Source organism: Pseudomonas sp. TS_SC_3 (genome assembly GCF_056156225.1).
On the sequence record NZ_CM149586.1, the window covers coordinates 2129920 to 2152675 of the forward strand.

Below are 22756 nucleotides of genomic sequence, written 5' to 3' on the forward strand. Positions count from 1 at the left end.
GTTAAGAGCACGCCCCTCACCTGTCAACAAAATTTTCACCCACATGCTTATTCTTTATGCTGACAGAACAACCACTTACCCCACCCCGACACGCATTAATCACGATCGGGCGGGGCAAGTAGCTGCTTAGGAGATAGCCACCAAGAGCTTCTCCCACTCTTTGTTCTCTTTCTTCGACACGCCGCCAAGCAGCTCGACGGCCTGACGCAGACGGAAACGTGTCAGGTCCGGGCCCAGGATTTCCATGGCATCGAGCACCGACACCGAACTGGCCTGGCCTGTAATCGCGGCAAACATCAGCGGCATGGCGTCACGCAGTTTCAGCTCCAGGTGTTCAACCACGGCCTGAATGCAGCCAGTGATCTTGTCTTTTTCCCACTGGCGCAGCGCTTCGAGCTTCCACAGAATCAGCTGCATCAGCTGACGCACCTGCTCAGCCGAGAGCTTCTTGTGCGCGAACAGCGCGGCATCTGGCGCCACGCCGCCAGCGAAGAAGAAACTGGCTAATGGCGCGATCTGGCTGAAGGTTTCCACCCTGCCCTGCACATGCGGGGCGATCTGCATCAGGTAGTCGCTGTTGAATGCCCACTTCTGCGCGCCAGCGGCGAATTCTTCGACGCTCAGTTCGCGCATCCACTGGCCGTTGAGCCAGGATAGCTTCTCCAGATCGAAGATCGGCCCGCCCAAGGAAACCCGATTGATATCGAAGTGCTCAACCATCTCGTCGAGGCTGAACTTCTCGCGCTCATCCGGCATCGACCAGCCCATACGCCCAAGGTAGTTGAGCATTGCCTGGGGCAAGAAGCCCATGCGCTCGTAGAAAGTGATCGAAGTCGGGTTCTTACGCTTGGACAGCTTGCTTTTGTCCGGGTTGCGCAGCAGCGGCATGTAGCACAGCTGCGGCTTGTCCCAGCCGAAGTATTCATAAAGCAAAATCAGCTTGGGTGCTGACGGCAGCCATTCTTCGCCGCGCAGCACGTGGGTGATGCCCATCAGGTGGTCATCGACCACGTTGGCCAGGAAGTAAGTGGGCAGGCCATCGGTCTTCATCAGCACCTGCATGTCCATGCGATCCCACGGGATCTCCACGTCGCCACGCAGCATGTCTGGCACCACGCACACGCCGTCAGTCGGCACCTTCATGCGCACCACGTTCGGCTCACCGGCGGCCAAGCGCTGCTGCACCTCGGCAGCCGACAGGTTCATACAATGGCCGTCGTAACGCGGCGTTTGCTTGGCTTCTGTCTGCTCAGCGCGGACTTTATCCAGGCGCTCGGCGCTGCAGAAGCAGTGGAAGGCATGGCCCTTCTCCACCAGCTCAGCACTGTATTTTTGATAAATAGGGCCGCGCTCACTCTGCCGATACGGACCGTGTGGGCCGCCGACGTCCGGGCCCTCGCTCCACTCGATGCCCAACCAGCGCAGGGCATCGTAGATCTGTTGTTCCGACTCGCGGGTCGAACGCACCTGATCGGTATCTTCGATACGCAGGATAAATTCGCCACCGTGCTGACGGGCAAAGCACAGGTTAAACAGGGCGATATAGGCGGTGCCTACGTGCGGATCACCAGTGGGCGACGGCGCGATACGGGTACGAACGGTGGTCATGGCGGCTCTCAGAGAATGTGCAACGGGCAATCTTTCAAGGCCGCGATATTAACAGGCTGGCCGCCAACGGCTCCAGCCAGCGCGGCTATTTCAGCTGTGTCAGCGCCTGTGGCGGGTTAAGACGTTGTCTTGTAGTGCGCAGCAGGTTGGACAACAACGCCAGCCCGCTTAGACTGACGCCCTCTACGGCGGGTCCTGCAGCTCTTTCCGCCCCCTGCCGACTCGTCAAATCAGATCGCCATGTCCACGCCATCACGCACCCGCAGCCTGCTGCTGATCGTCGCCTTTGCCACTATTTATATCGGCTGGGGCACCACCTACCTGGCCAACCACTTTCTTCTGCTGGAAGTGCCGCCCTTTGTCATCGGCAGCCTGCGCTTCTCGATTGCCGGCCTGCTCGCCCTGGCCTGGGTGGTACTCAGCGGCCAGCTGCGCATGCAGCGTAGTGATTGGGGCGGCGTACTGATTGGCAGCCTGGCCTTGATTGCGGTGGGCCAGGGCGCGCTGATCTACGCCAACCAGTATTTACCGACAGGCATGCTGGCGATGCTCTACACCACCCTGCCGCTGTGGAGCGTGGCGCTGGAATGGCTGCTCGGCGAGCGCCCGCCGCTGTGGGTGATGAGCGGCCTGGCACTGGCCTGCGCGGGCATTGTGCTGCTGATGAATAACGCGCTGGACCACAGCGCGTCCATCGAGCAGTGGTTCGCTGGGCTGCTGGTGGTATTTGCCACGCTGCTGTGGGCTGTTGGCGCCTGGCTGATGCGCCAACGGCCACCGTTCCGCTCCAGCTGGCTAGGGCTGAGCCTGCAAATGCTGATCGGCGCGTTGCTGCTGGCACTGCTCGGCCTATGGCATGGCGATTGGCAAGCACTCGACCTGCGCGCCATCAGCAGCAATGCCTGGTTATGGTTGGCGTATCTGGTGCTGCCGGTGAGCCTGGGCGTGTACCCGGCATATTTCTGGTTGCTGCGCGAGGTGCGGCCGAGCCTGGTGTCGACCTTTGCCTTCGTTAATCCGGTGGTGGCGTTGCTGCTGGGCTACCTGCTGCTCGGTGAACGACTCAGCCTGATGGCTCTGCTGGCCTGCGGGATCACCCTCGGTGGGGTGATGCTGATTATTTTCGGTAGGCGCTAAACAGTATGTGTGAGAGGGCTTTAGCCGCGATCAAAGAAAAACCCTGTCGCGGCTAAAGCCCCCCACACTCGTTCGATCAAACCTGCAGCAGTCGATCACGCAGTTTTTGAATATCGTCACGCAGCTGTGCCGCGGCTTCGAACTCCAGATCGCGGGCCAGGGCATACATTTTTTCTTCGAGCTGGCGAATGCGTTTGGTGATCTCGCTCGGCGAGCGCAGCTCGTTCTCATAACGCGCGCTTTCTTCCGCGGCCTGGGCCATGCCCTTGCGCTTCTTGCTACGCGCACCCGGCACAACGGCGCCTTCGAGAATGTCCTTAACGTCTTTGAACACGCCTTTAGGGGTGATGCCATTTGCCAGGTTGAAGGCAATCTGCTTGTCACGCCGGCGCTCCGTTTCGCCAATGGCCCGCTCCATCGAACCCGTCATGCGGTCGGCATACAAAATGGCGCGACCATTGAGGTTACGCGCAGCGCGGCCGATGGTCTGGATCAGCGAACGCTCGCTGCGCAGGAAACCCTCTTTGTCCGCATCGAGAATTGCCACCAGCGACACCTCCGGCATATCCAGGCCTTCGCGCAGCAGGTTGATGCCCACCAACACATCAAAGGCACCAATGCGCAGATCGCGGATGATCTCCACCCGCTCCACGGTGTCGATGTCCGAGTGCAGGTAACGCACCTTGACGCCGTGATCAGCCAGGTAATCGGTCAAATCCTCGGCCATGCGCTTGGTCAGGGTGGTCACCAGCACGCGCTCCTCGATGGCCACGCGTTTGTGAATTTCCGAGAGCAGGTCATCGACCTGGGTCAACGCCGGACGCACTTCGATCTGCGGGTCGACCAAGCCAGTCGGCCGCACCACTTGTTCAATCACCCGCCCGGCATGCTCGGCTTCGTAATTGCCAGGCGTCGCGGAAACGAAGATGGTCTGTGGGCTGGCGGCCTCCCACTCTTCAAATTTCATCGGCCGGTTATCCAGCGCCGAGGGCAGGCGAAAGCCGTATTCGACCAGGGTTTCTTTGCGCGAACGGTCACCTTTGTACATCGCGCCCACTTGCGGCACTGAGACGTGGGATTCATCGATCACCAGCAGCGCTTCGTCCGGCAAGTAGTCATACAACGTCGGTGGCGGCTGGCCAGAATCACGCCCCGAGAGGTAGCGCGAGTAGTTTTCGATGCCGTTGCAATAACCCAGCTCAATGATCATCTCCAGATCAAAGCGGGTACGCTGCTCCAGGCGCTGAGCTTCGACCAACTTGTTATTGCTACGCAGGTACTCCAGGCGCTCGACCAATTCGACCTTGATCTTCTCCACCGCTTCCAGCAGCACTTCGCGTGGGGTGACGTAGTGGCTCTTGGGGTAGAAGGTGAAGCGTGGCAGCTTGCGGATCACCTCGCCCGTCAGCGGATCGAAAGCCGAGATGCTTTCCACTTCATCATCGAACAGCTCGATGCGAATGGCTTCCAAGTCCGACTCGGCCGGGAAGATATCGATCACATCACCACGCACACGGAAGGTGGAGCGGGCGAAGTCCATGTCATTGCGCGTGTATTGCAGGTCAGCCAGGCGGCGCAGCAGCGCGCGCTGGTCCATTTTGTCGCCACGGTCGACGTGCAACACCATCTTCAGGTAGCTCTCGGGGCTACCCAAACCATAGATGCACGACACCGTAGTGACGATGATCGCATCTGGCCGCTCCAGCAGCGCCTTGGTCGCCGACAGGCGCATCTGCTCGATGTGATCGTTGATTGAGGCGTCCTTCTCGATAAAGGTATCCGAGGACGGCACATAGGCTTCCGGCTGGTAGTAGTCGTAATAGGAAACGAAATACTCCACCGCGTTGTTCGGGAAGAAGCTCTTGAACTCGCCATACAGCTGCGCCGCCAGGGTCTTGTTCGGCGCCAGCACCAAGGTTGGCCGCTGGATCTGGGCGATCACATTGGCGATGGAAAAAGTCTTGCCCGAGCCCGTTACGCCCAGCAAGGTCTGGTGAGACAAGCCAGCCTCCAGGCCTTCGACCATCTGCCGAATGGCTTCAGGCTGATCGCCGGCCGGCTGGAAACGGGTGACCAATTGAAACTCGGACATGACTGACCTCGACAAGCGGCTGTGACGCGATCTAAACGCCTACGTCATAACTGCTGAAATGCGTGCTCGCGCTGTCGCGACACGCGTTATGGCCCGTTATACTACCGGGCCACTTACGCAACCCCTAGCCCCAGTCGTAGCGGGGTGTTGCTTGATACTTACCTTCCTCTTCGAGTTGCCGCATCCCATGAGCCTGTTCTCTGCCGTCGAAATGGCGCCGCGCGACCCAATCCTGGGCCTCAACGAAGCATTTAACGCCGACCCTCGCACCACCAAGGTCAATCTGGGCGTCGGTGTTTACACCACCGAAGAGGGGCGCATACCGTTACTGCGCGCCGTCGCCGAAGCAGAAACCATCCTGACGGCCGCGCATGCGCCCCGTGGTTACTTGCCGATCGAAGGCATTGCCGCGTACGACCAAGCCGTACAGACCATGCTTTTCGGCAAGGGTTCGCCATTGCTGGAGCAAGGCCGCGTGATCACCACCCAAGCCATTGGCGGCACGGGCGCACTGAAAGTGGGTGCAGACTTCCTCAAGCGCTTGCTGCCTGATGCCACCGTAGCCATCAGCGACCCAAGCTGGGAAAACCATCGCGCCCTGTTTGAGGCGGCTGGTTTCCCGGTACGTAACTACCGCTATTACGATGCGTTCAGCAACGGAGTTAACCGTGGCGGCCTGCTCGAAGACCTGAAAAATCTGCCGGTGCGCTCCATCGTGGTGCTGCATGCTTGCTGCCACAACCCGACCGGTGTCGACCTGACGCTGGACGACTGGAAAGCCGTGCTGGAAATCCTTCGTGAACGCGAGCACGTGCCCTTCCTCGACATCGCCTACCAGGGCTTTGGCGATGGCATCGAGCAGGATGCCGAGGCCGTGCGCCTGTTCGCTGAGTCCGATCTGACCTTCTTCGTCTCCAGTTCGTTCTCTAAGTCGTTTTCCTTGTACGGCGAACGTGTGGGCGCATTGTCCATCGTTACCGGTTCGCAAGAAGAAACCGGTCGCGTGCTGTCGCAGGTTAAGCGCGTGATCCGCACCAACTACTCCAACCCGCCGACTCACGGTGCCAGCGTAGTAGCCACCGTGCTCAACAGCCCTGAGCTGCGCGCCATGTGGGAAGCCGAGCTGGGTGAAATGCGTGAGCGCATTCGCGGCATGCGCATGGCCATGGTCGAGCAGCTGACGGCCTTGGGCGCCAAGCGCGACTTTAGCTTTGTGGCGCAACAACGCGGCATGTTCTCTTATTCCGGCCTCACCACCGAACAGGTAGAACGCCTGCGCAACGAATTCGGCATTTATGCCGTCGGCACAGGGCGTATCTGCGTCGCCGCACTCAACCAGCGCAACCTGCCTGCTGTTACTCAGGCGATTGCAGCCGTCCTCTGACGCGCAAGGGAAGTCGATCAGGGCTTGACTTCCCCTTTCTAATCAGTAGGATACGCGCAAATGTTCCGCGATAGCTCAGTCGGTAGAGCAAATGACTGTTAATCATTGGGTCCCTGGTTCGAGTCCAGGTCGCGGAGCCAGTAGTTCATCGGGGTATAGCGCAGTCCGGTAGCGCGCCTGCTTTGGGAGCAGGATGTCGGGAGTTCGAATCCCCCTACCCCGACCATTTTTGGGTCGTTAGCTCAGCCAGCAGAGTAATTGGTTTTCAAGCAATTAGCCGCAAGCTGACACTCGCAATACCCACACCTTCAAGCCCGCTTGAAAATAAAAAACCCGCCTAGTGCGGGTTTTTTATTGGCTATTTTCCGCGAGTGAACGCTATTGCAGGCTCTCGAACGCGCGCACCAGCGACTTGCTCAGGTCGACGATGGAGAATTTGGTCAGTACATCATTGGCGCCGACCGCTTTGGCTTTTTCGGTGTTCATGGTGCTGTCGAGCGAGGTGTGCAGCAGCACATAGATTTGCCCGATATCCGGCTTTTGGCGCAGGGTACGTACCAAGTCGTAGCCGTCCATTTCCGGCATTTCGATGTCCGACACCAGCACCTCAATGGGCATCCCGGCATCATATTGAGCCTGCAGGAGCACGAGCGCGTCAGCAGCGCTGCGCACCATCTGGCAATCCAGCTCCAGCTTGCGCAGGGTAATCATGGTCTGGTGCAACGCCACGTGGGAGTCATCCACCACCAGCACGCGGCGGCCTCTGAGCAACGCACGCTCACTCTCTGACAGCAGTTGCTCGTCAAGTTCCTCAACAATCGCAGGGGCCAGCTCGTGCAGCACTTTCTCGATGTCGAGGATCTGCACAATCTTGCCGTCAATCTGCGTTACGCCGGTGATGAACGCTTTACTGCCAGCGCCAGCAGGCGGCGGCCTTACATCGCGGGTGTAGCACTGCACAATGCGCTCTACGCTTTGCACATGCAGACCCTGTCGCGAGCGACTGAGCTCGGTGACGATCAGGCAGCCGTCGTTATTACCCGGCACACCTTGCTCACCAATGGCTTTGGACAGATCAATCACCGTCAAAGCCGACCCTCGCAAGGTGGTCACACCACGCACATGCGGATGGCGGCTGGGTAATTTGGTCAGCGCCGGGCAGGGAATAATTTCCTGCACTTTGAGCAGGTTAATCCCCAGCAGGCGACCACTGTGCAAACGAAACAGCAGCAGCGACAAGGCGTCTCCGTGCACCACGCTCATCAATCTTTTCCTTCAATAACGCATTGACCCGCACACGCCCATTAAACGTCAGGCGCTACGCAGGAAGTTAGCAATTTGCTCCGCATCGAATGGCCAGTTCAACTCGGCCCCGCTATCGCTGCGCCGCAGCACTGGAATACGCAGACCGTAGTCCTCCACCCAATGTTCATGCTCGGCAATATCGACCAACTCGACCAGCAGGCCATTCTCGACAAATGGCATTAGCAACGCTTCCGCCACCTCACAGAGGTGGCAGCCTAGGGTTCCGAACAATTGGCATTCAGGGAGCATCTGCGCACCTCGGACGACGGGTGGTGCAGTTTAACACCGCCCAAGCCCTAGACGCCTGCGGACTTACCGCTCTCTAGGGCGGGGCTAAGCAGGTTTTGCAGCCCATCGAGTAAGCGACTGTTGAGCTGTTGCGCCTTGTCCAGGCGCGCACTGTCGAAACGCTCATCCAGCGAGAAACCACCTTTGAGCAGATCCAGCAGGCTGGACTTGGCACCGCCCTCCTCAACCAGCTCGTTAGCGCTGCGCAAGGCTTCAAGCAATCCTTGGGCGTACTCAATCAGCGAACCGTTGACTGCACTAGCGGCCTGGCCACCGTCTTGCGCGACGGCACTATAAGCATCGGTAGCCTGGCGTACGGTGGTTTGCGTGAGACGCAAAGACATCGAGGCCAATTGCTCGCCATCTAGCTCCAGTGCCATGGCGCGATCGAAGGCCCCTGACATATCACCGGCATAGAATTTATTGGAAAGATCCTGCACCTGGCCGAAGAGCTTCTCTAGCGCGGCGCGCTCTTCATCATCCAGTTCGCCTTCGACACTGACCTGCCAAGCGCCGATCTGCACGCTGCCCGACTGGCTGCTGGCAACGACCGAGCTGCCGTTGCCATTGCTGCTGGCGACAACGCCACTTTGCGACCAGTTAGCCGAGGCCTGGGCGATGGATATACGCAGGCGATCGCCATCACGAGTGGTGACCGACATTTCGAAGGTTTCTGCCTGAGCGCTAAAGCGCTCGCTGTAGGCAGCAATATTGGTTGAACCCTCAACCAAGGCTGCGTCCGGATTAAAGCGTTTATCCAGGCCACTGAAACCATCTTGGATTTTCTGGTAGGTGTCGTCGATATCGCTCGCCACCTTGCCTTGCAGCACGCCCATGCCATCAAGAATCTTGCGCGCTTCGGCAAAACCTTTTTCGACCCCATCACGGGCTTGATCAAGTAGCTTTTTCAGTTTGTCGGGATCAGCGCCTGCCGCTTGTTCGCTTTGAAGGCGTTGCTCGATAAACCCAAGAATGCGCTCGGCGACTTTCTCCGGGGAGTAGTCATTCGCCTTTCCGGCCAGAGCGCCGGGCTCAAGACCAAGACGCTCAGCCAAGCGATTCGCCAGCGTTGCTTGGGCATCAGGCGCATTGCGCGTAGCAGCCTGAGCAGTAGCGGAAGACAGGCGTGAAGCAGAGGATAAGTTTGCGGCCAGGGGGTTCATGGCAAAGTTCCGAGGCGGTGTATGTCAGGTTGGCGGCTGCGTGGCATGAAACTTTAGCTCGGCACTAGGCTGTCCGATCAATGGCAAGGCCAGCCGGCTAGAGCGGCTGCAACGCCAACACGCGTAAGCCCAGCCACATCAAGCCGGGACAGCAGACCAAAGTCTAAAGGCTGCCTCTGGCCGTCCTATGTTTTATTGCGCCCCGATGTAATAGATCGGCAACAAGCCGACCCGCACACATGAGGAGCTAATAATAATGACTCAATCTCACCTCGCCCGCGCTGTGGCACTCGCCGCACTGGGCACCAGCCTTACCCTGCCTTCACTGGCCCAGGCTGAATTTATCAAGGACAGCAAAGCCAGCCTTGAAGCGCGCAATTTCTACATGAACCGCGATCTGCGCAACAGCACCGCTATTCAGCAATCCAAGCGCGAAGAATGGGCGCAGGGTTTTCTGTTCAAGGCTGAGTCGGGCTTCACCGAAGGCACAGTGGGTTTTGGCTTGGATGCCTATGCTGGGGTGGGGCTAAAGCTCGACTCATCTGATGCGCGCGCCGGCACCAACCTGCTGCCCAACAGTTTTGGGAATGAGGGCCCCGATAGCTTCGGCGAAGCCACTGCGGCCGTCAAAGCCAAACTGTCCAATACCGTACTCAAAGTGGGCGGCTTGATGCCTAAGCTGCCGATCGTCTCTTCCGGTGATTCACGCCTGCTGCCTCAGGTATTCGAAGGCGCCATGATCACCTCGCAGGAAATCGAAGGCTTGACGCTTAATGGCGGTCAGTTGCGAAAAACCAACTTCCGTAACTCGACTAACAGCGAAGATATCAGCGCCACTAACTACGCGGGTGTCGTCAGCGACCGTTACAACTTTGGCGGCGGCACCTACCTATTCAACTCAGGCAACACCACGGCAGGTCTGTGGTACGGCGAGTTACAAGATGTCTACGACCAAAAGATGTACAACCTGATCCATACCCAGCCCATTGGCGACTGGAAGCTGGGCGCCAACCTGGCGTACTTCGACTCATCGGAAAACGGCCGCAACCTAGCCGGTACGATTGATAACGACCTCACCTCGCTGATGCTTTCAGCGGGTATTGGTGCGCATACTTTCCGCTTGGGCTACCAGGACAGCAACGGCGATAACCCCTTCCCGTTCCTGAACGAAACCGACCCGGCCATTGCCAGCTACCTGCAAATTCTCGACTTCACCCGCGCGGATGAAACCTCCTGGCAGGCGCGCTATGACGTCAACTTTGCCACCTATGGTTTGCCAGGCCTGACCGCGTTTGTGCGCTACGTCACCGGTGATGGCTTCGATGTTGCGGGTGGCCAAAATGGCAAGGAATGGGAACGCGACCTGGACGTCAGCTACACCGTTCAGGCAGGGACATTCAAAAATCTAGCGTTCCGCTGGCGTAATGCGATGGTGCGCTCCAATGCCAGCATCGGCGACCTCGACGAAAACCGCCTGATTGTCAGCTACACCTTGCCGCTGCTGTAAAACCCTTTCAGCGGCTGAACTAGAAAGGCCCGGACACTGTCCGGGCCTTTTGCATTGCCGCGTAACTATTAGTCCTGGCTAGTCCTGGCTGAGCGCGCCAATCTTATGCACCGAAAGGTCGGCGCCGTAGTACTCCTGCTCCTGACTTAGGCGAATACCCACGGTGGCTTTCAGCACGCCGTATACCAGCACGCCACCGATCAAGGCCACCACCACACCCAGCGCGGTGCCGATAAATTGGCTGGCCAGGCTAACGCCGCCTAAACCACCCAGCGCCTGCTGACCGAAGATGCCGCACGCAATCCCGCCCCACACACCGCACAGGCCATGCAGTGGCCAAACGCCGAGCACGTCGTCGATTTTCCACTTCACCTGCGTGGCGGTAAACGCCCACACGAACAGTGCACCGGCAATGGCCCCGGTCATCAAAGCGCCGACTGGGTGCATCAGGTCGGAACCCGCACACACCGCCACCAGTCCCGCCAGCGGACCGTTGTGCAGAAAGCCTGGGTCATTACGACCAACAAGCAGCGCCGCCACCGTACCGCCAACCATCGCCATTAAGGTGTTGACTGCCACCAAGCCGCTGACGCTGCCCAGGGTTTGTGCGCTCATCACGTTAAAGCCAAACCAGCCGATAATCAGAATCCACGAGCCCAGCGCCAAGAACGGAATATTCGACGGGGCAAAGGCCACTAAACGGCCCTCGCGGTAACGCCCATCACGACGCCCCAGCAAAATCACCGCGCCAAAGGCCAGCCAGCCGCCCATCGCATGCACCACCACCGAACCGGCAAAGTCATGGAAGGTGGCGCCAAACTGCGCCTCCAGCCAGGCCTGCACGCCGTAGTTGCCGTTCCAGATCATCCCCTCGAAGAAGGGGTAGATAAAGGCCACGATCAGCACCGTGGCACACAGCTGCGGGCCGAACTTGGCGCGCTCGGCGATGCCGCCAGAAATGATCGCCGGGATGGCTGCTGCAAAGGTCAGCAGGAAGAAGAACTTCACCAGCGCGTAACCATTGCCTTCAGTCAGCACACTGGCCGGCTCAAGGAAGGTCACGCCGTAGGCAATCCAATAGCCGACAAAGAAATAGGCCAGGGCCGACACGGCAAAGTCGGAAATGATCTTCGACAAGGCGTTGACCTGATTCTTCTGCCTGACCGTCCCCACTTCAAGGAAGGCAAAGCCGGCGTGCATGGCCAGCACCATCACCGCACCGAGCAGGATAAACAGGGTATTGGAGCCGTGAATCAGGGTTTCCACAGCACTGTTGATGTTTTCCATTTGCAAAGAAAACTCCGTCGCGGGGAAAAAGCACCAAAGCGGGTCACACACGAATAAATGCGCACCAGATAGCAGCAATTATCCCAGTCCACTTTTCGCTGCAGGCCTAGCACTGCCCTAAATGAGCGCTGCCGAAACCTGACATCCAGGTACTTATTCCATAGTTATTAGTCAGTTATTGATGCACCACGGCGTCCTGGCCAACCCTTGTACAGCCCCATAAGAGCGCGTACGCGTAAGGGCGCGCACCAGCACAATGCAAGCGCTGTACCAGCCGTAGCCGCCATCACGCTCGCCGCGCAGCGAAGAAAAACGGAACCATTGATACGCTCACGACTCAGAACCCCTACACTGCTCACGTCATAAGGAGAGACACCATGGCCCGTAAAATTCCAGCTTCGTCCAGCCAAGATCAGTTACTTAACGAATTCCAGGCACTGGTACGCGACACCGAAAGCCTACTGCAGCACTCCGCCAGCCTCGCGGGCGAGCAGGCAGAGGAGCTGCGTGAGCAGATTCGCAGCAGCCTGGGCCGTGCGCGCGGCACCCTGCATAGCGCTGAAGAGGCCCTGCATGCACGTGGCAAGGCGGCGATTGAAGCCACCGAAGGCTATGTACAGACTCACCCCTGGCAAACCCTCGGCATTGCTGCCGCTATCGGCCTGCTGCTGGGCATGCTGATTACCCGCCGTTAAAGAGAACATCAATGGATGCAACACCGCCTACCCCGCCAAGTCGCGGCAACTCGCCACGGCGATTTGCCAGCGCCTTGCTGGGGTTATTGCAGGGCCACATTGCGCTGTTTGGTGAAGAACTCAAAGAGCAGCAAAGCCACACAGTCAGCCTGCTGGTACTCACCAGTTTGAGCCTGCTGTTTGGCCTGCTGCTCATCATCGGCGCATCGGCAGCGCTGTTGATTGTCTTCTGGGACGAACATCGCCTGCTGGTCATCAGCGGCCTGTGCGTTTTTTATGCGCTGGGCATGCTCGGCACCCTGATCACGCTGTTACAGCGTGTACGCAATGCGCCTGCCCCTTTCAGTGCCAGCCTTGAAGAACTGGCCCGTGACCGTGAGCAACTGCTGCCATGACCCTGCCTGAACTACCTGCCAAGGCCTCGCGCCGCGAGCTGCGTAAAACCCTGCTGCGCATGCGACTGCAAATGCACCGCCAAGAACTGCGCCACGAAACCCTGGTGATGCTGCAACCCCTGCGCCAGGCAAACTACTGGCGCCATCACTGGCGTGAAGAACTCGGCGATAGTAACGCTCCATTTTGGGTCGCCGGCAGTGCGCTGCTAATGGCCACCGTCGGTATCCGTCGTGGCCATTGGCGACGCTGGCTACGCATCGCCCTGATCGCCTTTCCGTTGCTAAGACGCAACCCACCGCAACACTCGGACACATCGGCAGACACAAGCAAAGATCCCCGCACAGGGGATTAAACTGGCCACGATCTTGCTTAGTCACCCGGCTACGTCGCCCGCTAGGGCGTCTTGCCGGGCTAAGGAACTGCGCAGTGTTCAACGGTTATCCCCTTGCTGTTTTCCAACCGTTTATCGATACCGCCACCGGCCGCATTGCCGGTGTCGAAGCATTAGCGCGCCTGCGCAGTGGTGATGGCCAGCTGCACTCCGCAGGCCCCTTGTTCAGCGACCCGAAAACCCCACCGACCGCTTTGCGCCGTCTCGACCGTCAGGTGCGCGAACAAGCCCTGACGCGCTTCCATGAAGCGCCGCAGGACTGGTTCCTCAGCCTGAATATTTCCCCACGCTGGATCAGCCGGCTGCGCCCCGAGCAAGCCCTGCCGAGCCTTAAACAGCTGCAACGCAGCGGCATCGACCCGGCGCGTATCGTCTTTGAAATCACCGAACTGGGTGGCGCCAGCACGCGCCTGCCGGGCGTGGTGGAACGCTATCGGCAAGCCGGCGCACGCATTGCCATCGACGACTTCGGCGCCGGCTACTCGCAGCTCGACCGCGTGCTGGCCCTGCAACCGGACATCCTCAAACTGGACATGCGCCTGTTTCAACAGGCTGCCCGTGGCGGGCCAAGCAGTGAGATCGTTAAAGCCCTGGCGCAGATGGCGGAAAAGACCGGTTGCTGGATCATCGCCGAAGGTGTGGAAACTGAGGCCGAGCTGAATTTTGCTCTGGAGTGCGGGGCGCGCTATGTGCAGGGCTACCTGTTTGCCAAGCCCGAAGAGGCTTTTTACAGCAGTGATACCTTCGTTAAACGCTTTGCCCAATTGCGTGATCATTATGTGCAGCAAAAACTCGCCGAACGCGCGTGCCTGATGAGCCTTCGTCAGCAACTGGGTGAACTGATGAACAGCTTCAAAAGCTGGATCGACGGCGGCTCCCACCTTGCTCAGCTGCCGCAACCGCACGCCCATCCTTGGCTGCTGCGCATCTTCCAGTGTGACCGCCACGGCACCCAGCTCACGGCCAACCTGGAGTGGCGTGGGCATGGCTGGCACAGCGATGCGCGCTACGTTGGGCACAATTGGTCGTGGCGGCCGTATTTTTACCAGCTGCTGGCTGAAGGCTGGGATGACCGCCGGCTGATTCTCTCCAGCACCTACCGTGATGCCACCACCAACCAGTATTGCCTGACGGCCGGGCAATTTATCGACAACGGCAAACGGCTGCTGCTGATCGATATTGATGCCGCCGGGTTTTAACGGTGCCTCGCCTTGCATCAGCGGCATAGAACCCCGAAGCTAGCCGACATTAGCCAGGTAACGGCGAGGATTTATCTTGGATTGGCAAACCCTGCTCAACCGTGAACGACTCGGCAAACCGACGCACAGCGTCGCCGAATTGGGCCGCACCCCGTTTCATAAAGACCATGACCGCATCATTTTCTCTGGGGCGTTCCGTCGTTTGGGGCGCAAGACCCAAGTACACCCGGTGTCCAGCAACGACCATATCCACACCCGCCTGACCCACTCGTTGGAAGTCAGCTGTGTGGGCCGCTCCCTGGGTATGCGCGTTGGCGAGATGATTCGCGATGCCCTGCCCGATTGGTGTGAGCCCAGCGATTTGGGCATGGTTGTGCAGTCCGCCTGCCTGGCCCACGACATTGGCAACCCGCCCTTCGGCCACTCCGGTGAAGATGCCATCCGCCACTGGTTTCAGCAGGCCGCCGGGCGCGGCTGGCTGGACTCAATGAGCGCGGCCGAGCGCGGTGACTTCCTCAGTTTCGAGGGCAATGCCCAAGGCTTTCGTGTACTCACCCAACTGGAATACCATCAGTTCGACGGCGGTACCCGGCTGACCTACGCAACCCTCGGCACCTACCTGAAATACCCCTGGACCGCCCGCCACGCGGAAGCCCTAGGCTATAAGAAGCACAAGTTCGGCTGCTACCAGAGCGAGCTGCCGCTGCTTGAGCAAATCGCCAGCAAACTCGGCCTGCCACAGCTGGAAGAACAGCGCTGGGCGCGCCACCCGCTGGTGTACTTGATGGAAGCGGCGGATGACATCTGCTACGGCCTGATCGACCTGGAAGACGGCCTGGAAATGGAGCTGCTTGAGTATGGCGAGGTCGAGTCGCTGCTGCTGGACCTGGTGGGCGACGACCTGCCGGAAACCTACCGCCAGCTCGGCCCGGATGACTCCAAACGGCGCAAGCTGGCGATTCTGCGTGGCAAAGCCATCGAACACCTGACCAATGCCGCCGCCGAGGCTTTTGTTGAGCAGCAAGATGCCTTGCTCGCCGGCACCTTGCAGGGCGATCTGGTCGAGCATATGCACGGCACCGCCAAGCGCTGCGTGCAGAGCGCCAAGGACATGGCCCGGCAGAAAATCTTCCAGGACAAGCGCAAAACCCTGCACGAGATCGGCGCCTACACCACCCTGGAAATCCTGCTCAACGCTTTTTGCGGCGCGGCGCTGGAGCAGCATGGTGGGCGCACGCCGTCCTTCAAGAACCGGCGTATTCTCGACCTGCTCGGCAACAACGCGCCAAATCCTGATTGGCCGTTGTATAAATCATTCCTGCGCATGATCGACTTTATCGCGGGCATGACTGACAGCTACGCAACTGAAATGGCCCGGGAAATGACCGGCCGCTCAAGCCCGGTATAGCCCATGAAACAACTGCTACGACAAGCCTTTAGCTGGCACGCGGGCCCTCCCGCCTGGGGGCCGGCGATGGTGGCGGGCTTAGGCTGTGCGCTGCCCTTGCTGCTGGGGCTGTTCAGCGCTCACCCCGGTTTTCTTTGGGCCTCTGTCGGCGCGTTCCAGGCGGCTCAAGCCAACCCGCTGCACCGCTTTGGCATGTTGCGCATGCTGCTGCTGTGCGGGCTGGGGGCTTGCAGTGCAGGCCTGGGGTTCTGGTCAGCCAGCCACCCGCTGGTGAGCCTGGGGCTGTTCGCCTGCTTTGGCTTTTTGCTGGCGTGGCTGCAACGTTTCGGCAGTGAAGCCGGCAAGCTGGGCATCGGTCTGGCCATTTGTTTGTGCATGGGCCAAGGCCAACAGGGCTTGGGCACCTTGGGTAATCCTTACGCCATCGCCATGCTGTTTATTCTCGGTGGGCTTTGGGTAATGCTCCTGGCATTCGGCCTGCGCGGCATGCACGGGCTGCGCATGTGGCCTTACATGCCGCGCTTTATCAGCATCTTCAAAGTGCTCAAACGCCACGCCAAACGGCTGCCACAGCAGCAATGGCAGCTGCATGCGCTGAGCTGTACCGTGGCATTTGCCCTGGCAGGCTTAATCGTCAACCTGGCGGGCCTGGAACGTGGCTACTGGCTCACGCTGACCGTGGTGACTACTTTGCAGTTGGATTTCCAGGGCAGCCTGGTGCGCGCGCTGCAGTCGATACTCGCGGGGGTAGCGGCTGCCGGGCTGCTGATTTTGCTCGGCCACAGCGTGCAGAGCCCCGCGTTGATGGTCATGCTGTTGCTGCCGTTGATAGCCCTCAGCCGCGCAGTACAGGCAAACCATTACGGCCTGTATGTGATGCAAACCACCGTGTGTTTTGTGCTGCTGGCCGAAAGCCTGTCGCAAGACTGGCACCTGGCCGAGGTTCGTCTGCTCAACGCCTTGATCGGCGTGGTGGTGGCCGTGCTGATTGCCCTGATCACCCATGGGCTGCGTCAGCTGCTTCACAACCGCAGCGAGCACGCCCAAGGCAAACACCCGCAAACCGAAACCGATCAGTAATCCAGCCCCGTATCTTTCAGCATTCTCCTGAGTTGTCGCCCTCACGGGGCGACCCTGTACTCAGCAGGTAAATCAGGCGGCGTTTACTCAAGCGCCGGCGCCACACAGGTAGCACAACAGCCGATGAAAACAGGCCCTCAACCTGCGCGTTGACCGCCAGGTCACCGCCAGCACACTATGCTGAGCACGCACACTACAAGGAGTGAAGGTATGCCTGTTAAAGCCCGTGATGGTAAGTGGCGTGTGCCACTGCATATCCACATCAGCGCATTGTTTACCGCGCTGTTGCTGTTCAGCGGGATTATCTTAGGCACCTTCAACTACCTGCAAACCACGCAAATCATCTTCTCCGGCAGCAACGTGCTATTCCAGCGGATTGAACAGCAGGTGCAGCAAGATGTGCGGCAAACCTATCAACCCATCCGCCACCTGCTGAGCTGGCTAGCCCTGCACGACGCGACCCAAGCCACCAATCTTGAGGCGCGGCTGGCCCTGCTCAAGCCCATGGCGCAAGCGCTGCGTGACAACCCCAAACTGGCATCGCTTTATTTGGGGTATGCCGACGGCGATTTTTTTATGCTCCGCCCACTGCGCAGCGATGCACTCAAGCAACGCTTCGAAGCCCCCAGCAATGCCGCCTTTCAGGTCTGGTCGATTGACCGCAGTGACAGCGGCACGGATAGCCACTACTTGTTTTTTGATGACTCACTGCAACTGCTGAGCCGCCGCCAACGGCTGCAGGAACAGTACGATCCACGCATCCGCAGTTGGTACACCAATGCCCGTGCCAACGGCGGACAAATCACCACCACCCCTTATGCGTTTTTCTCCACAGCCGAAGTCGGCACCACCCTGGCCAGGTATACGGGGCTGACCACCGTGTTGGGGGCTGACCTGACCCTCAAGGATTTATCCAGCACCTTGGCGGCGCACAAGATTACCCCTTCCGCTGAAGTCATCCTGTTCGATGGCCAAGGCCAGGCGGTGGCCTACCCAGATAGCACCCGCCTGGTCGTAAATGACGGCAAACAGCGCCTGGCGCTGGCCCGCGATATCAGCCCGGTATTTGCGGCGCTTTTAGCCAACAATACAGGCGATCAGCAGCAAATCACGCTGGAGTTGGATAACCGTCGCTGGGTGGTTTCACGCAGCCATCTGCAGGAAGGCGGCCCTGAGGGGCTGAACCTGGCCTTGCTGGTGCCCGAAGACGAACTGCTCAGCGATGCCTATCGCATTCGTTGGCAAAATGCCTTGGTCACCCTCACCATCTTGTTGCTGTGTTTGCCGCTGGGCTGGTTCAGCTCCCGGCTTATTGTTAAGCCCCTGCAGGCACTGGTGCGCGAGTCTGAGGCCATTCGCAGCTTCAACTTCAACAGCCCCGCGAGAACGCCTTCACCCATACTCGAAGTCGATCAACTGGCGGTTGCCATGCAAAAGATGAAGGAAACCATTTCCAGCTTCCTGGAAATCACCGCGAGCCTGTCCGCGCAAACACGCTTCGACACCCTGATAAAACGCGTACTTGAAGAAACCGTCGCCATCAGCGCCGCAGACAGCGGTTTGATCTACCTCATCAACACTGACAACAACGTGCTTGAGCCGCACGTGCTGATCATCAACGGCAAACAGTGCAACCTTGATCTACATGGCATCCAACCTTACGACTTGAGCCACGCGCAAATGCCGCATTGGCTGCGGCAGCCCGCCAGTGGTGGCGATAGCGCCGTATGCACCATCGGGTTTGATAAGGCGGGAGACTTCCAACGCGTGTTGCAGGCCCTCGATAGTCCCCTGATTCATTTGGTTGCCACCGGCCTACACAACCGCCTGGGGGAAACGCTGGGCGTACTGGTATTGCTGCACCAGGACGAGGGTGATGACGCGAAAATGCTGGCACACAACCCGCAACGCATTGCCTTTATCGAGGCCGTATCGGGGGTGGCTGCAGCCTGTATTGAAAGCCAGCGTTTATTGGAACGGCAGAAAGACCTGCTGAATGCCTTTATCCAGCTACTGGCAGGCGCCATCGATGCCAAAAGCCCGCACACGGGCGGTCATTGTGAACGGGTGCCGGAGCTTGCCCTGATGATCGCCCGCGCGGCGGCAGAGAGTAACGCCCCAGCATTTCTCGACTACCACCCCACAGACGATGAGTGGGAAGCCTTGCATATTGCCGCCTGGCTGCATGACTGCGGCAAAGTCACCACACCCGAATATGTCGTCGACAAGGCCACCAAACTGGAAACCCTGTACGACCGCATCCACGAGGTGCGCATGCGTTTTGAAGTGCTCAAACGTGATGCCTGGGTTCGTTATTGGCAAGGCTGCGCTGAAGGGGAAAATCCCGAGCCGTTGGCCACCAGCCGCGACCAGTTACTCGGCACGTTGGACGATGAGTTCGCCTTTATTGCGCGGATCAACCTGGGCGGCGAAAGCATGGCCGAGGAGGACCTGCAACGCTTGCAGCAAATTGCGGCACGAACTTGGCTGCGCACCTTGGATGATCGCCTGGGGCTGTCTTGGGAAGAAAGCCTGCGCCATCAACACACCCCGCCACAACCGCTACCCGCCGAGGAAAACCTACTGGCCGACAAGGTCGAGCACTTACTCGAACACTCAGTTCATGAGCTTATCCCCACGGATAACCCGTTGGGTTTCAAGCTGGAGGTGCCCCGCTACAAGTTCAACCGTGGCGAGCTACACAACCTGAGCATCACCCGCGGCACGCTGACCGGCGAAGAGCGCTACATCATCAACCACCACATCGTACAAACCATCCAGATGCTCAAGCGCTTGCCCTTCCCGCCGCACCTGCAAACTGTTGCGGAAATTGCCGGCGGCCATCACGAGAAAATGGACGGCAGTGGTTTCCCGAAACGCTTGACGCGCGCCGAGATGAGCTTACCGGCACGGATGATCGCGATAGCGGATATTTTTGAGGCATTGACTGCCGTTGACCGCCCCTACAAAAAGGGCAAAACCTTGTCTGAATCGCTGCATATCATGGCGGGCATGTGCCGCAATGAGCACATCGACGTACAGCTATTTGAACTGTTTGTACGTCAGAAGATTTATCGCCACTACGCCGAGCGTTTTCTGCGTGGCGAGCAGATTGATCCGGTGGATGAGGCGGGGTTACTGGCCGAGGCTGGCCTGACAGGCGGGAATAACTAGAGCGCAGGAGGAAGTGCAGCCGAGCATGCGCGATGCATACTCGGCTTAAACCATTAAGCCTGTTTGATCGGGCTATCTGGGTACCAGACGTCGATCAGCGGGCTGGCGGTGAATTCCACCAACTCGTCACGGCCTTTCAGCCAGGCTTCAACAGCAGTGCGCTGCTCTTCGCTGACCGAGCCACGCTTGGCCAGGCACACCAGACCGAAGTCATCGCCGCCAACATAGCCCAGGCCATTAGCGGTCATGGCATCGTGCAAGAACGCTTCAAGGAAGGCATCAATGGCTTCATCAGCCAGATCTTCTTTGAAGGTCAGGTTCAGCTCAAAACCCAGCTCCTGGAATTCATCCACGCAGAGTTTTTTGCGCAGACGGCGGGAACGGTTAGTAGCCATGGAACAATCCTCAAAAGTGATAACGCGCGGCACTCTAGCAGTTTCGCGGCCTGCGCGCCCGCTTCGAAGACGACAGGTCGCTCGATTAGCCACAGAAAAGCCCTGCCAAGGGCATTTACTGCCAGTCAGCCGGTCCTTTCCTAGGGCATAATTGCCAACATCTTCTCAATCCGCGACGGAACCTCTTTACATGCCTCGCGTCACTTTTGCCCCTCAGCTGGAGGGTAACCGCCCATGATCAAAACCCTACGTCAACTGGCCATCGCCGGCCTGCTGCTGCCTGTTTGTCTGCCGCTGGCAGCCGCCACCAGTGGTATTTCCAACAAGGTTCAGCAATCGCTGAAGGTCAACAAGATCAGCAGCCAGTCGCTATCGGTGGCCACCGTGCCGCTCAATGGCCCCGGCAGTAGCAACTTTTTCAATGCTGATATTTCCGTCAACCCAGCGTCCACCATGAAGCTGGTCACCACCTACGCCGCGCTTGAGCTGCTAGGGCCGACCCACCAGTGGAAAACCGAATTTTTCACCGACGGTCAGCTAAAAAATGGCGTGCTCAACGGCAACCTGTACCTCAAAGGCGGCGGCGACCCCAAGCTGAATATGGAGAAACTCTGGCTGCTGCTGCGCGACTTACGCGCCAATGGCGTGCAGCAGGTCAACGGTGACCTGGTACTCGACCGCAGCCACTTTGTGCAACCGCAGCTGCCCAGCTTTAACGACGACGGTGGCGACGGTAACAAGCCCTTCCTGGTAACGCCCGATTCGCTGCTGGTTAACCTCAAAGCGCTGCGTTTTATTGCGCGCAACGAAGGCGGCAACGTATTTATCGTGGCAGAACCGCCCATCGCTAATATCCGCATCGACAACCGCGTCAAAGCCTTACCTGCGGCCAAATGCCCGGGTTGGCCGGATGTACGCTATAACCCGGTGACCGAGTTCGACGGCACTACGGTGATTGTCACCGGGAAGTTGGCTCAGGGCTGCAGCTCACAGACCTATCTGTCACTGCTCGATCACCCGAGTTACGCCGCCGGCGCCATCCGCGCCATCTGGCAGGAACTGGGTGGCAACATCATGGGCAAGGACCGCCTCGCCCCGGTGCCAGAAAAAGCCCGCCTGTTGGCCCGCGCCTACTCCCCGGACCTAGTGGAGATCATCCGCGACATCAACAAGTACAGTAACAACACCATGGCTAAACAGCTGTTCCTCAGCCTCGGGGCGCAATTTCGCACCAGCGCCGATCAGGACGACAGCAAGGCGGCGCAACGGGTAATTCGCAGCTGGCTGGCGCGTAAGGGCATCACCGCGCCGCACTTGGTCATAGAGAATGGTTCCGGGCTGTCACGCGCTGAACGCGTCAGCGCGCGGGAAATGGCGCAACTGCTGCAAGCGGCCTGGAAGAGCCCTTATGCCGCCGAGTTCATGGCCTCGCTGCCGTTGGTGGCAATGGACGGCACCATGCGCAAACGCCTGCACCGCACCCCGCTAGTGGGCGAGGCGCGGATCAAGACCGGTACGTTGAATAACGTGCGCGCCATCGCCGGCTTTAGCCGCGACAGCAATGGCAACAGCTGGGCCGTGGTCGCCATCCTTAACGACCCACGCCCGTGGGGCGCCTCGTCGATTCTCGATCAGGTGCTGCTGGATCTCTATCGCCAGCCGAAAAGCAAACTCAGCGCCCAGCGTTAATCCATCTCCCCACACAGCTGCGCCGCGCGTAACAGCGCGGCGGTCAGGCTGTGGCGCTCCCATTCTGCCAACCCGGCAAAGTGCTCAACAAACTCCGGCGGCAGCAAGCTGGGCGCTTGTTCTAGCAGCGCGCGGCCTTGCTCGCTGAGCAATAACCATTGCTTGCGCCGGTCTTGGTCGTCGCGTTGACGCTGCAATAACCCGCGCTCCTCTAACCGATCAAGCATGCCCGACAAGGTGGCCGCCGTCAGGCTGACACGACCACTCAGGTCGCTGGCAGTCAGCCGCGTCTCCCCCGCCAACACCTGCAGAATCATCAATTGCATCGGCGTCAGCCCACCAAAGCGGCCGAGCCGTTTGGCATGCACTTCACCGGCCTGCTGCAAACGCCGCAAGGCCTGAAACAGCGGCAGTTCGAAGGCCGAAATAGATGACAAATCTATTTCAGTAGAAACCTTTTTATCGACCATATATGCCTTTTAATTCGATATAAAACTTTGACATGAAATCATTATTTTGTTTTGGTGTAAAAGGTTCGGCAACCCCGAATCACTCCCC

19 protein-coding genes and 2 tRNA genes are annotated in these 22756 nt (G+C 59.0%); 13 read left to right on the plus strand and 8 right to left on the minus strand.

The window, feature by feature from the left end; all coding sequences use genetic code 11:
• Positions 1-126: 126 nt before the first annotated feature.
• Positions 127-1608 (minus strand): glutamate--tRNA ligase, encoded by a 1482-nt coding sequence (gene gltX / locus AC0J6G_RS10325; RefSeq protein WP_475247439.1) that lies wholly within the window; start codon positions 1606-1608, stop codon positions 127-129.
• A 240-nt stretch (positions 1609-1848) separates the two neighbouring features.
• On the opposite strand from gltX, the gene AC0J6G_RS10330 reads away from it, so the two are divergent.
• On the plus strand, positions 1849-2745 hold the full coding sequence (locus tag AC0J6G_RS10330) for an EamA family transporter (protein ID WP_475247441.1): 897 nt from the start codon (positions 1849-1851) through the stop codon (positions 2743-2745).
• Positions 2746-2821: 76 nt separating this feature from the next.
• Here the strand turns inward: AC0J6G_RS10330 and uvrB are convergent, their stop codons facing one another.
• The gene (uvrB, locus tag AC0J6G_RS10335; RefSeq protein WP_475247443.1) at positions 2822-4837 is read right to left on the minus strand and encodes an excinuclease ABC subunit UvrB; all 2016 of its coding nucleotides are present in this window, start codon (positions 4835-4837) and stop codon (positions 2822-2824) included.
• Between the two features lie 187 nt (positions 4838-5024).
• Here uvrB and AC0J6G_RS10340 point away from each other — a divergent pair, with 187 nt between their 5' ends.
• The 3 genes from AC0J6G_RS10340 to AC0J6G_RS10350 all read left to right on the plus strand — a co-directional run bounded on the left by AC0J6G_RS10340 (position 5025) and on the right by AC0J6G_RS10350 (position 6447).
• Entirely contained in the window at positions 5025-6221 is a 1197-nt protein-coding gene (locus AC0J6G_RS10340) for an amino acid aminotransferase (RefSeq protein WP_475247445.1), read from the plus strand.
• Between the two features lie 64 nt (positions 6222-6285).
• Positions 6286-6361, plus strand: a tRNA-Asn gene (locus tag AC0J6G_RS10345).
• Between the two features lie 9 nt (positions 6362-6370).
• Positions 6371-6447 (plus strand) — tRNA-Pro (locus AC0J6G_RS10350).
• A gap of 152 nt (positions 6448-6599) precedes the next feature.
• On the opposite strand, the gene AC0J6G_RS10355 is transcribed toward AC0J6G_RS10350, so the two are convergent.
• From AC0J6G_RS10355 to AC0J6G_RS10365, 3 genes are read right to left on the minus strand one after another with little or no spacing between them, the layout of a single operon-like run.
• Positions 6600-7484, minus strand: coding sequence for a chemotaxis protein CheW (locus tag AC0J6G_RS10355; protein WP_475247447.1), 885 nt, complete (start codon positions 7482-7484; stop codon positions 6600-6602).
• Positions 7485-7532: 48 nt separating this feature from the next.
• Positions 7533-7775, minus strand: a complete 243-nt coding sequence (locus AC0J6G_RS10360; protein ID WP_475247449.1) for a glutaredoxin family protein — start codon at positions 7773-7775, stop codon at positions 7533-7535.
• A gap of 47 nt (positions 7776-7822) precedes the next feature.
• The gene (locus AC0J6G_RS10365) at positions 7823-8977 is read right to left on the minus strand and encodes a DUF5610 domain-containing protein (RefSeq protein WP_475247451.1); all 1155 of its coding nucleotides are present in this window, start codon (positions 8975-8977) and stop codon (positions 7823-7825) included.
• A gap of 256 nt (positions 8978-9233) precedes the next feature.
• On the opposite strand from AC0J6G_RS10365, the gene AC0J6G_RS10370 reads away from it, so the two are divergent.
• Complete coding sequence (locus AC0J6G_RS10370; RefSeq protein ID WP_475247453.1) at positions 9234-10484, plus strand: OprD family porin; 1251 nt, start codon at positions 9234-9236, stop codon at positions 10482-10484.
• Positions 10485-10562: 78 nt separating this feature from the next.
• Here AC0J6G_RS10370 and AC0J6G_RS10375 read toward each other — a convergent pair whose 3' ends face one another.
• Positions 10563-11771 (minus strand): ammonium transporter, encoded by a 1209-nt coding sequence (locus tag AC0J6G_RS10375; protein ID WP_475247455.1) that lies wholly within the window; start codon positions 11769-11771, stop codon positions 10563-10565.
• 377 nt (positions 11772-12148) lie between these two features.
• Here AC0J6G_RS10375 and AC0J6G_RS10380 point away from each other — a divergent pair, with 377 nt between their 5' ends.
• The 7 genes from AC0J6G_RS10380 (at position 12149) to AC0J6G_RS10410 (ending at position 20114) form a co-directional block, all read left to right on the plus strand.
• On the plus strand, positions 12149-12466 hold the full coding sequence (locus tag AC0J6G_RS10380; RefSeq protein WP_475247457.1) for an ElaB/YgaM/YqjD family protein: 318 nt from the start codon (positions 12149-12151) through the stop codon (positions 12464-12466).
• A gap of 11 nt (positions 12467-12477) precedes the next feature.
• Entirely contained in the window at positions 12478-12861 is a 384-nt protein-coding gene (locus AC0J6G_RS10385) for a phage holin family protein (RefSeq protein ID WP_475247459.1), read from the plus strand.
• Positions 12858-13214, plus strand: a complete 357-nt coding sequence (locus AC0J6G_RS10390) for a hypothetical protein (RefSeq protein WP_475247461.1) — start codon at positions 12858-12860, stop codon at positions 13212-13214. The genes AC0J6G_RS10385 and AC0J6G_RS10390 overlap by 4 nt, the downstream gene beginning before the upstream one ends.
• A gap of 74 nt (positions 13215-13288) precedes the next feature.
• The gene (locus tag AC0J6G_RS10395; protein ID WP_475247463.1) at positions 13289-14452 is read left to right on the plus strand and encodes an EAL domain-containing protein; all 1164 of its coding nucleotides are present in this window, start codon (positions 13289-13291) and stop codon (positions 14450-14452) included.
• A 76-nt stretch (positions 14453-14528) separates the two neighbouring features.
• Positions 14529-15860, plus strand: coding sequence for a deoxyguanosinetriphosphate triphosphohydrolase (locus AC0J6G_RS10400; RefSeq protein WP_475247465.1), 1332 nt, complete (start codon positions 14529-14531; stop codon positions 15858-15860).
• 3 nt (positions 15861-15863) lie between these two features.
• Positions 15864-16940 (plus strand): FUSC family protein, encoded by a 1077-nt coding sequence (locus tag AC0J6G_RS10405; RefSeq protein WP_475247466.1) that lies wholly within the window; start codon positions 15864-15866, stop codon positions 16938-16940.
• A gap of 210 nt (positions 16941-17150) precedes the next feature.
• Positions 17151-20114, plus strand: coding sequence for an HD domain-containing phosphohydrolase (locus tag AC0J6G_RS10410; RefSeq protein ID WP_475247468.1), 2964 nt, complete (start codon positions 17151-17153; stop codon positions 20112-20114).
• Between the two features lie 53 nt (positions 20115-20167).
• On the opposite strand, the gene AC0J6G_RS10415 is transcribed toward AC0J6G_RS10410, so the two are convergent.
• Complete coding sequence (locus tag AC0J6G_RS10415; protein ID WP_475247470.1) at positions 20168-20509, minus strand: YggL family protein; 342 nt, start codon at positions 20507-20509, stop codon at positions 20168-20170.
• Positions 20510-20743: 234 nt separating this feature from the next.
• Here AC0J6G_RS10415 and dacB point away from each other — a divergent pair, with 234 nt between their 5' ends.
• Entirely contained in the window at positions 20744-22198 is a 1455-nt protein-coding gene (gene dacB, locus AC0J6G_RS10420) for a D-alanyl-D-alanine carboxypeptidase/D-alanyl-D-alanine endopeptidase (RefSeq protein WP_475247472.1), read from the plus strand.
• Here dacB and AC0J6G_RS10425 read toward each other — a convergent pair.
• Entirely contained in the window at positions 22195-22668 is a 474-nt protein-coding gene (locus AC0J6G_RS10425) for a MarR family winged helix-turn-helix transcriptional regulator (RefSeq protein WP_475247474.1), read from the minus strand. The two genes, dacB and AC0J6G_RS10425, sit on opposite strands and share 4 nt — an antisense overlap.
• Positions 22669-22756 lie beyond the last annotated feature (88 nt).

What these genes read in the sequence shown, in the direction of transcription:
- gltX (WP_475247439.1), bottom strand. Translation starts at nt 1,608, where the DNA reads ATGACCACCGTTCGTACCCGTATCGCGCCGTCGCCCACTGGTGATCCG.
- AC0J6G_RS10330 (WP_475247441.1), top strand. Translation starts at nt 1,849, where the DNA reads ATGTCCACGCCATCACGCACCCGCAGCCTGCTGCTGATCGTCGCCTTT.
- uvrB (WP_475247443.1), bottom strand. Translation starts at nt 4,837, where the DNA reads ATGTCCGAGTTTCAATTGGTCACCCGTTTCCAGCCGGCCGGCGATCAG.
- AC0J6G_RS10340 (WP_475247445.1), top strand. Translation starts at nt 5,025, where the DNA reads ATGAGCCTGTTCTCTGCCGTCGAAATGGCGCCGCGCGACCCAATCCTG.
- AC0J6G_RS10355 (WP_475247447.1), bottom strand. Translation starts at nt 7,484, where the DNA reads ATGAGCGTGGTGCACGGAGACGCCTTGTCGCTGCTGCTGTTTCGTTTG.
- AC0J6G_RS10360 (WP_475247449.1), bottom strand. Translation starts at nt 7,775, where the DNA reads ATGCTCCCTGAATGCCAATTGTTCGGAACCCTAGGCTGCCACCTCTGT.
- AC0J6G_RS10365 (WP_475247451.1), bottom strand. Translation starts at nt 8,977, where the DNA reads ATGAACCCCCTGGCCGCAAACTTATCCTCTGCTTCACGCCTGTCTTCC.
- AC0J6G_RS10370 (WP_475247453.1), top strand. Translation starts at nt 9,234, where the DNA reads ATGACTCAATCTCACCTCGCCCGCGCTGTGGCACTCGCCGCACTGGGC.
- AC0J6G_RS10375 (WP_475247455.1), bottom strand. Translation starts at nt 11,771, where the DNA reads ATGGAAAACATCAACAGTGCTGTGGAAACCCTGATTCACGGCTCCAAT.
- AC0J6G_RS10380 (WP_475247457.1), top strand. Translation starts at nt 12,149, where the DNA reads ATGGCCCGTAAAATTCCAGCTTCGTCCAGCCAAGATCAGTTACTTAAC.
- AC0J6G_RS10385 (WP_475247459.1), top strand. Translation starts at nt 12,478, where the DNA reads ATGGATGCAACACCGCCTACCCCGCCAAGTCGCGGCAACTCGCCACGG.
- AC0J6G_RS10390 (WP_475247461.1), top strand. Translation starts at nt 12,858, where the DNA reads ATGACCCTGCCTGAACTACCTGCCAAGGCCTCGCGCCGCGAGCTGCGT.
- AC0J6G_RS10405 (WP_475247466.1), top strand. Translation starts at nt 15,864, where the DNA reads ATGAAACAACTGCTACGACAAGCCTTTAGCTGGCACGCGGGCCCTCCC.
- AC0J6G_RS10410 (WP_475247468.1), top strand. Translation starts at nt 17,151, where the DNA reads ATGCCTGTTAAAGCCCGTGATGGTAAGTGGCGTGTGCCACTGCATATC.
- AC0J6G_RS10415 (WP_475247470.1), bottom strand. Translation starts at nt 20,509, where the DNA reads ATGGCTACTAACCGTTCCCGCCGTCTGCGCAAAAAACTCTGCGTGGAT.
- dacB (WP_475247472.1), top strand. Translation starts at nt 20,744, where the DNA reads ATGATCAAAACCCTACGTCAACTGGCCATCGCCGGCCTGCTGCTGCCT.
- AC0J6G_RS10425 (WP_475247474.1), bottom strand. Translation starts at nt 22,668, where the DNA reads ATGGTCGATAAAAAGGTTTCTACTGAAATAGATTTGTCATCTATTTCG.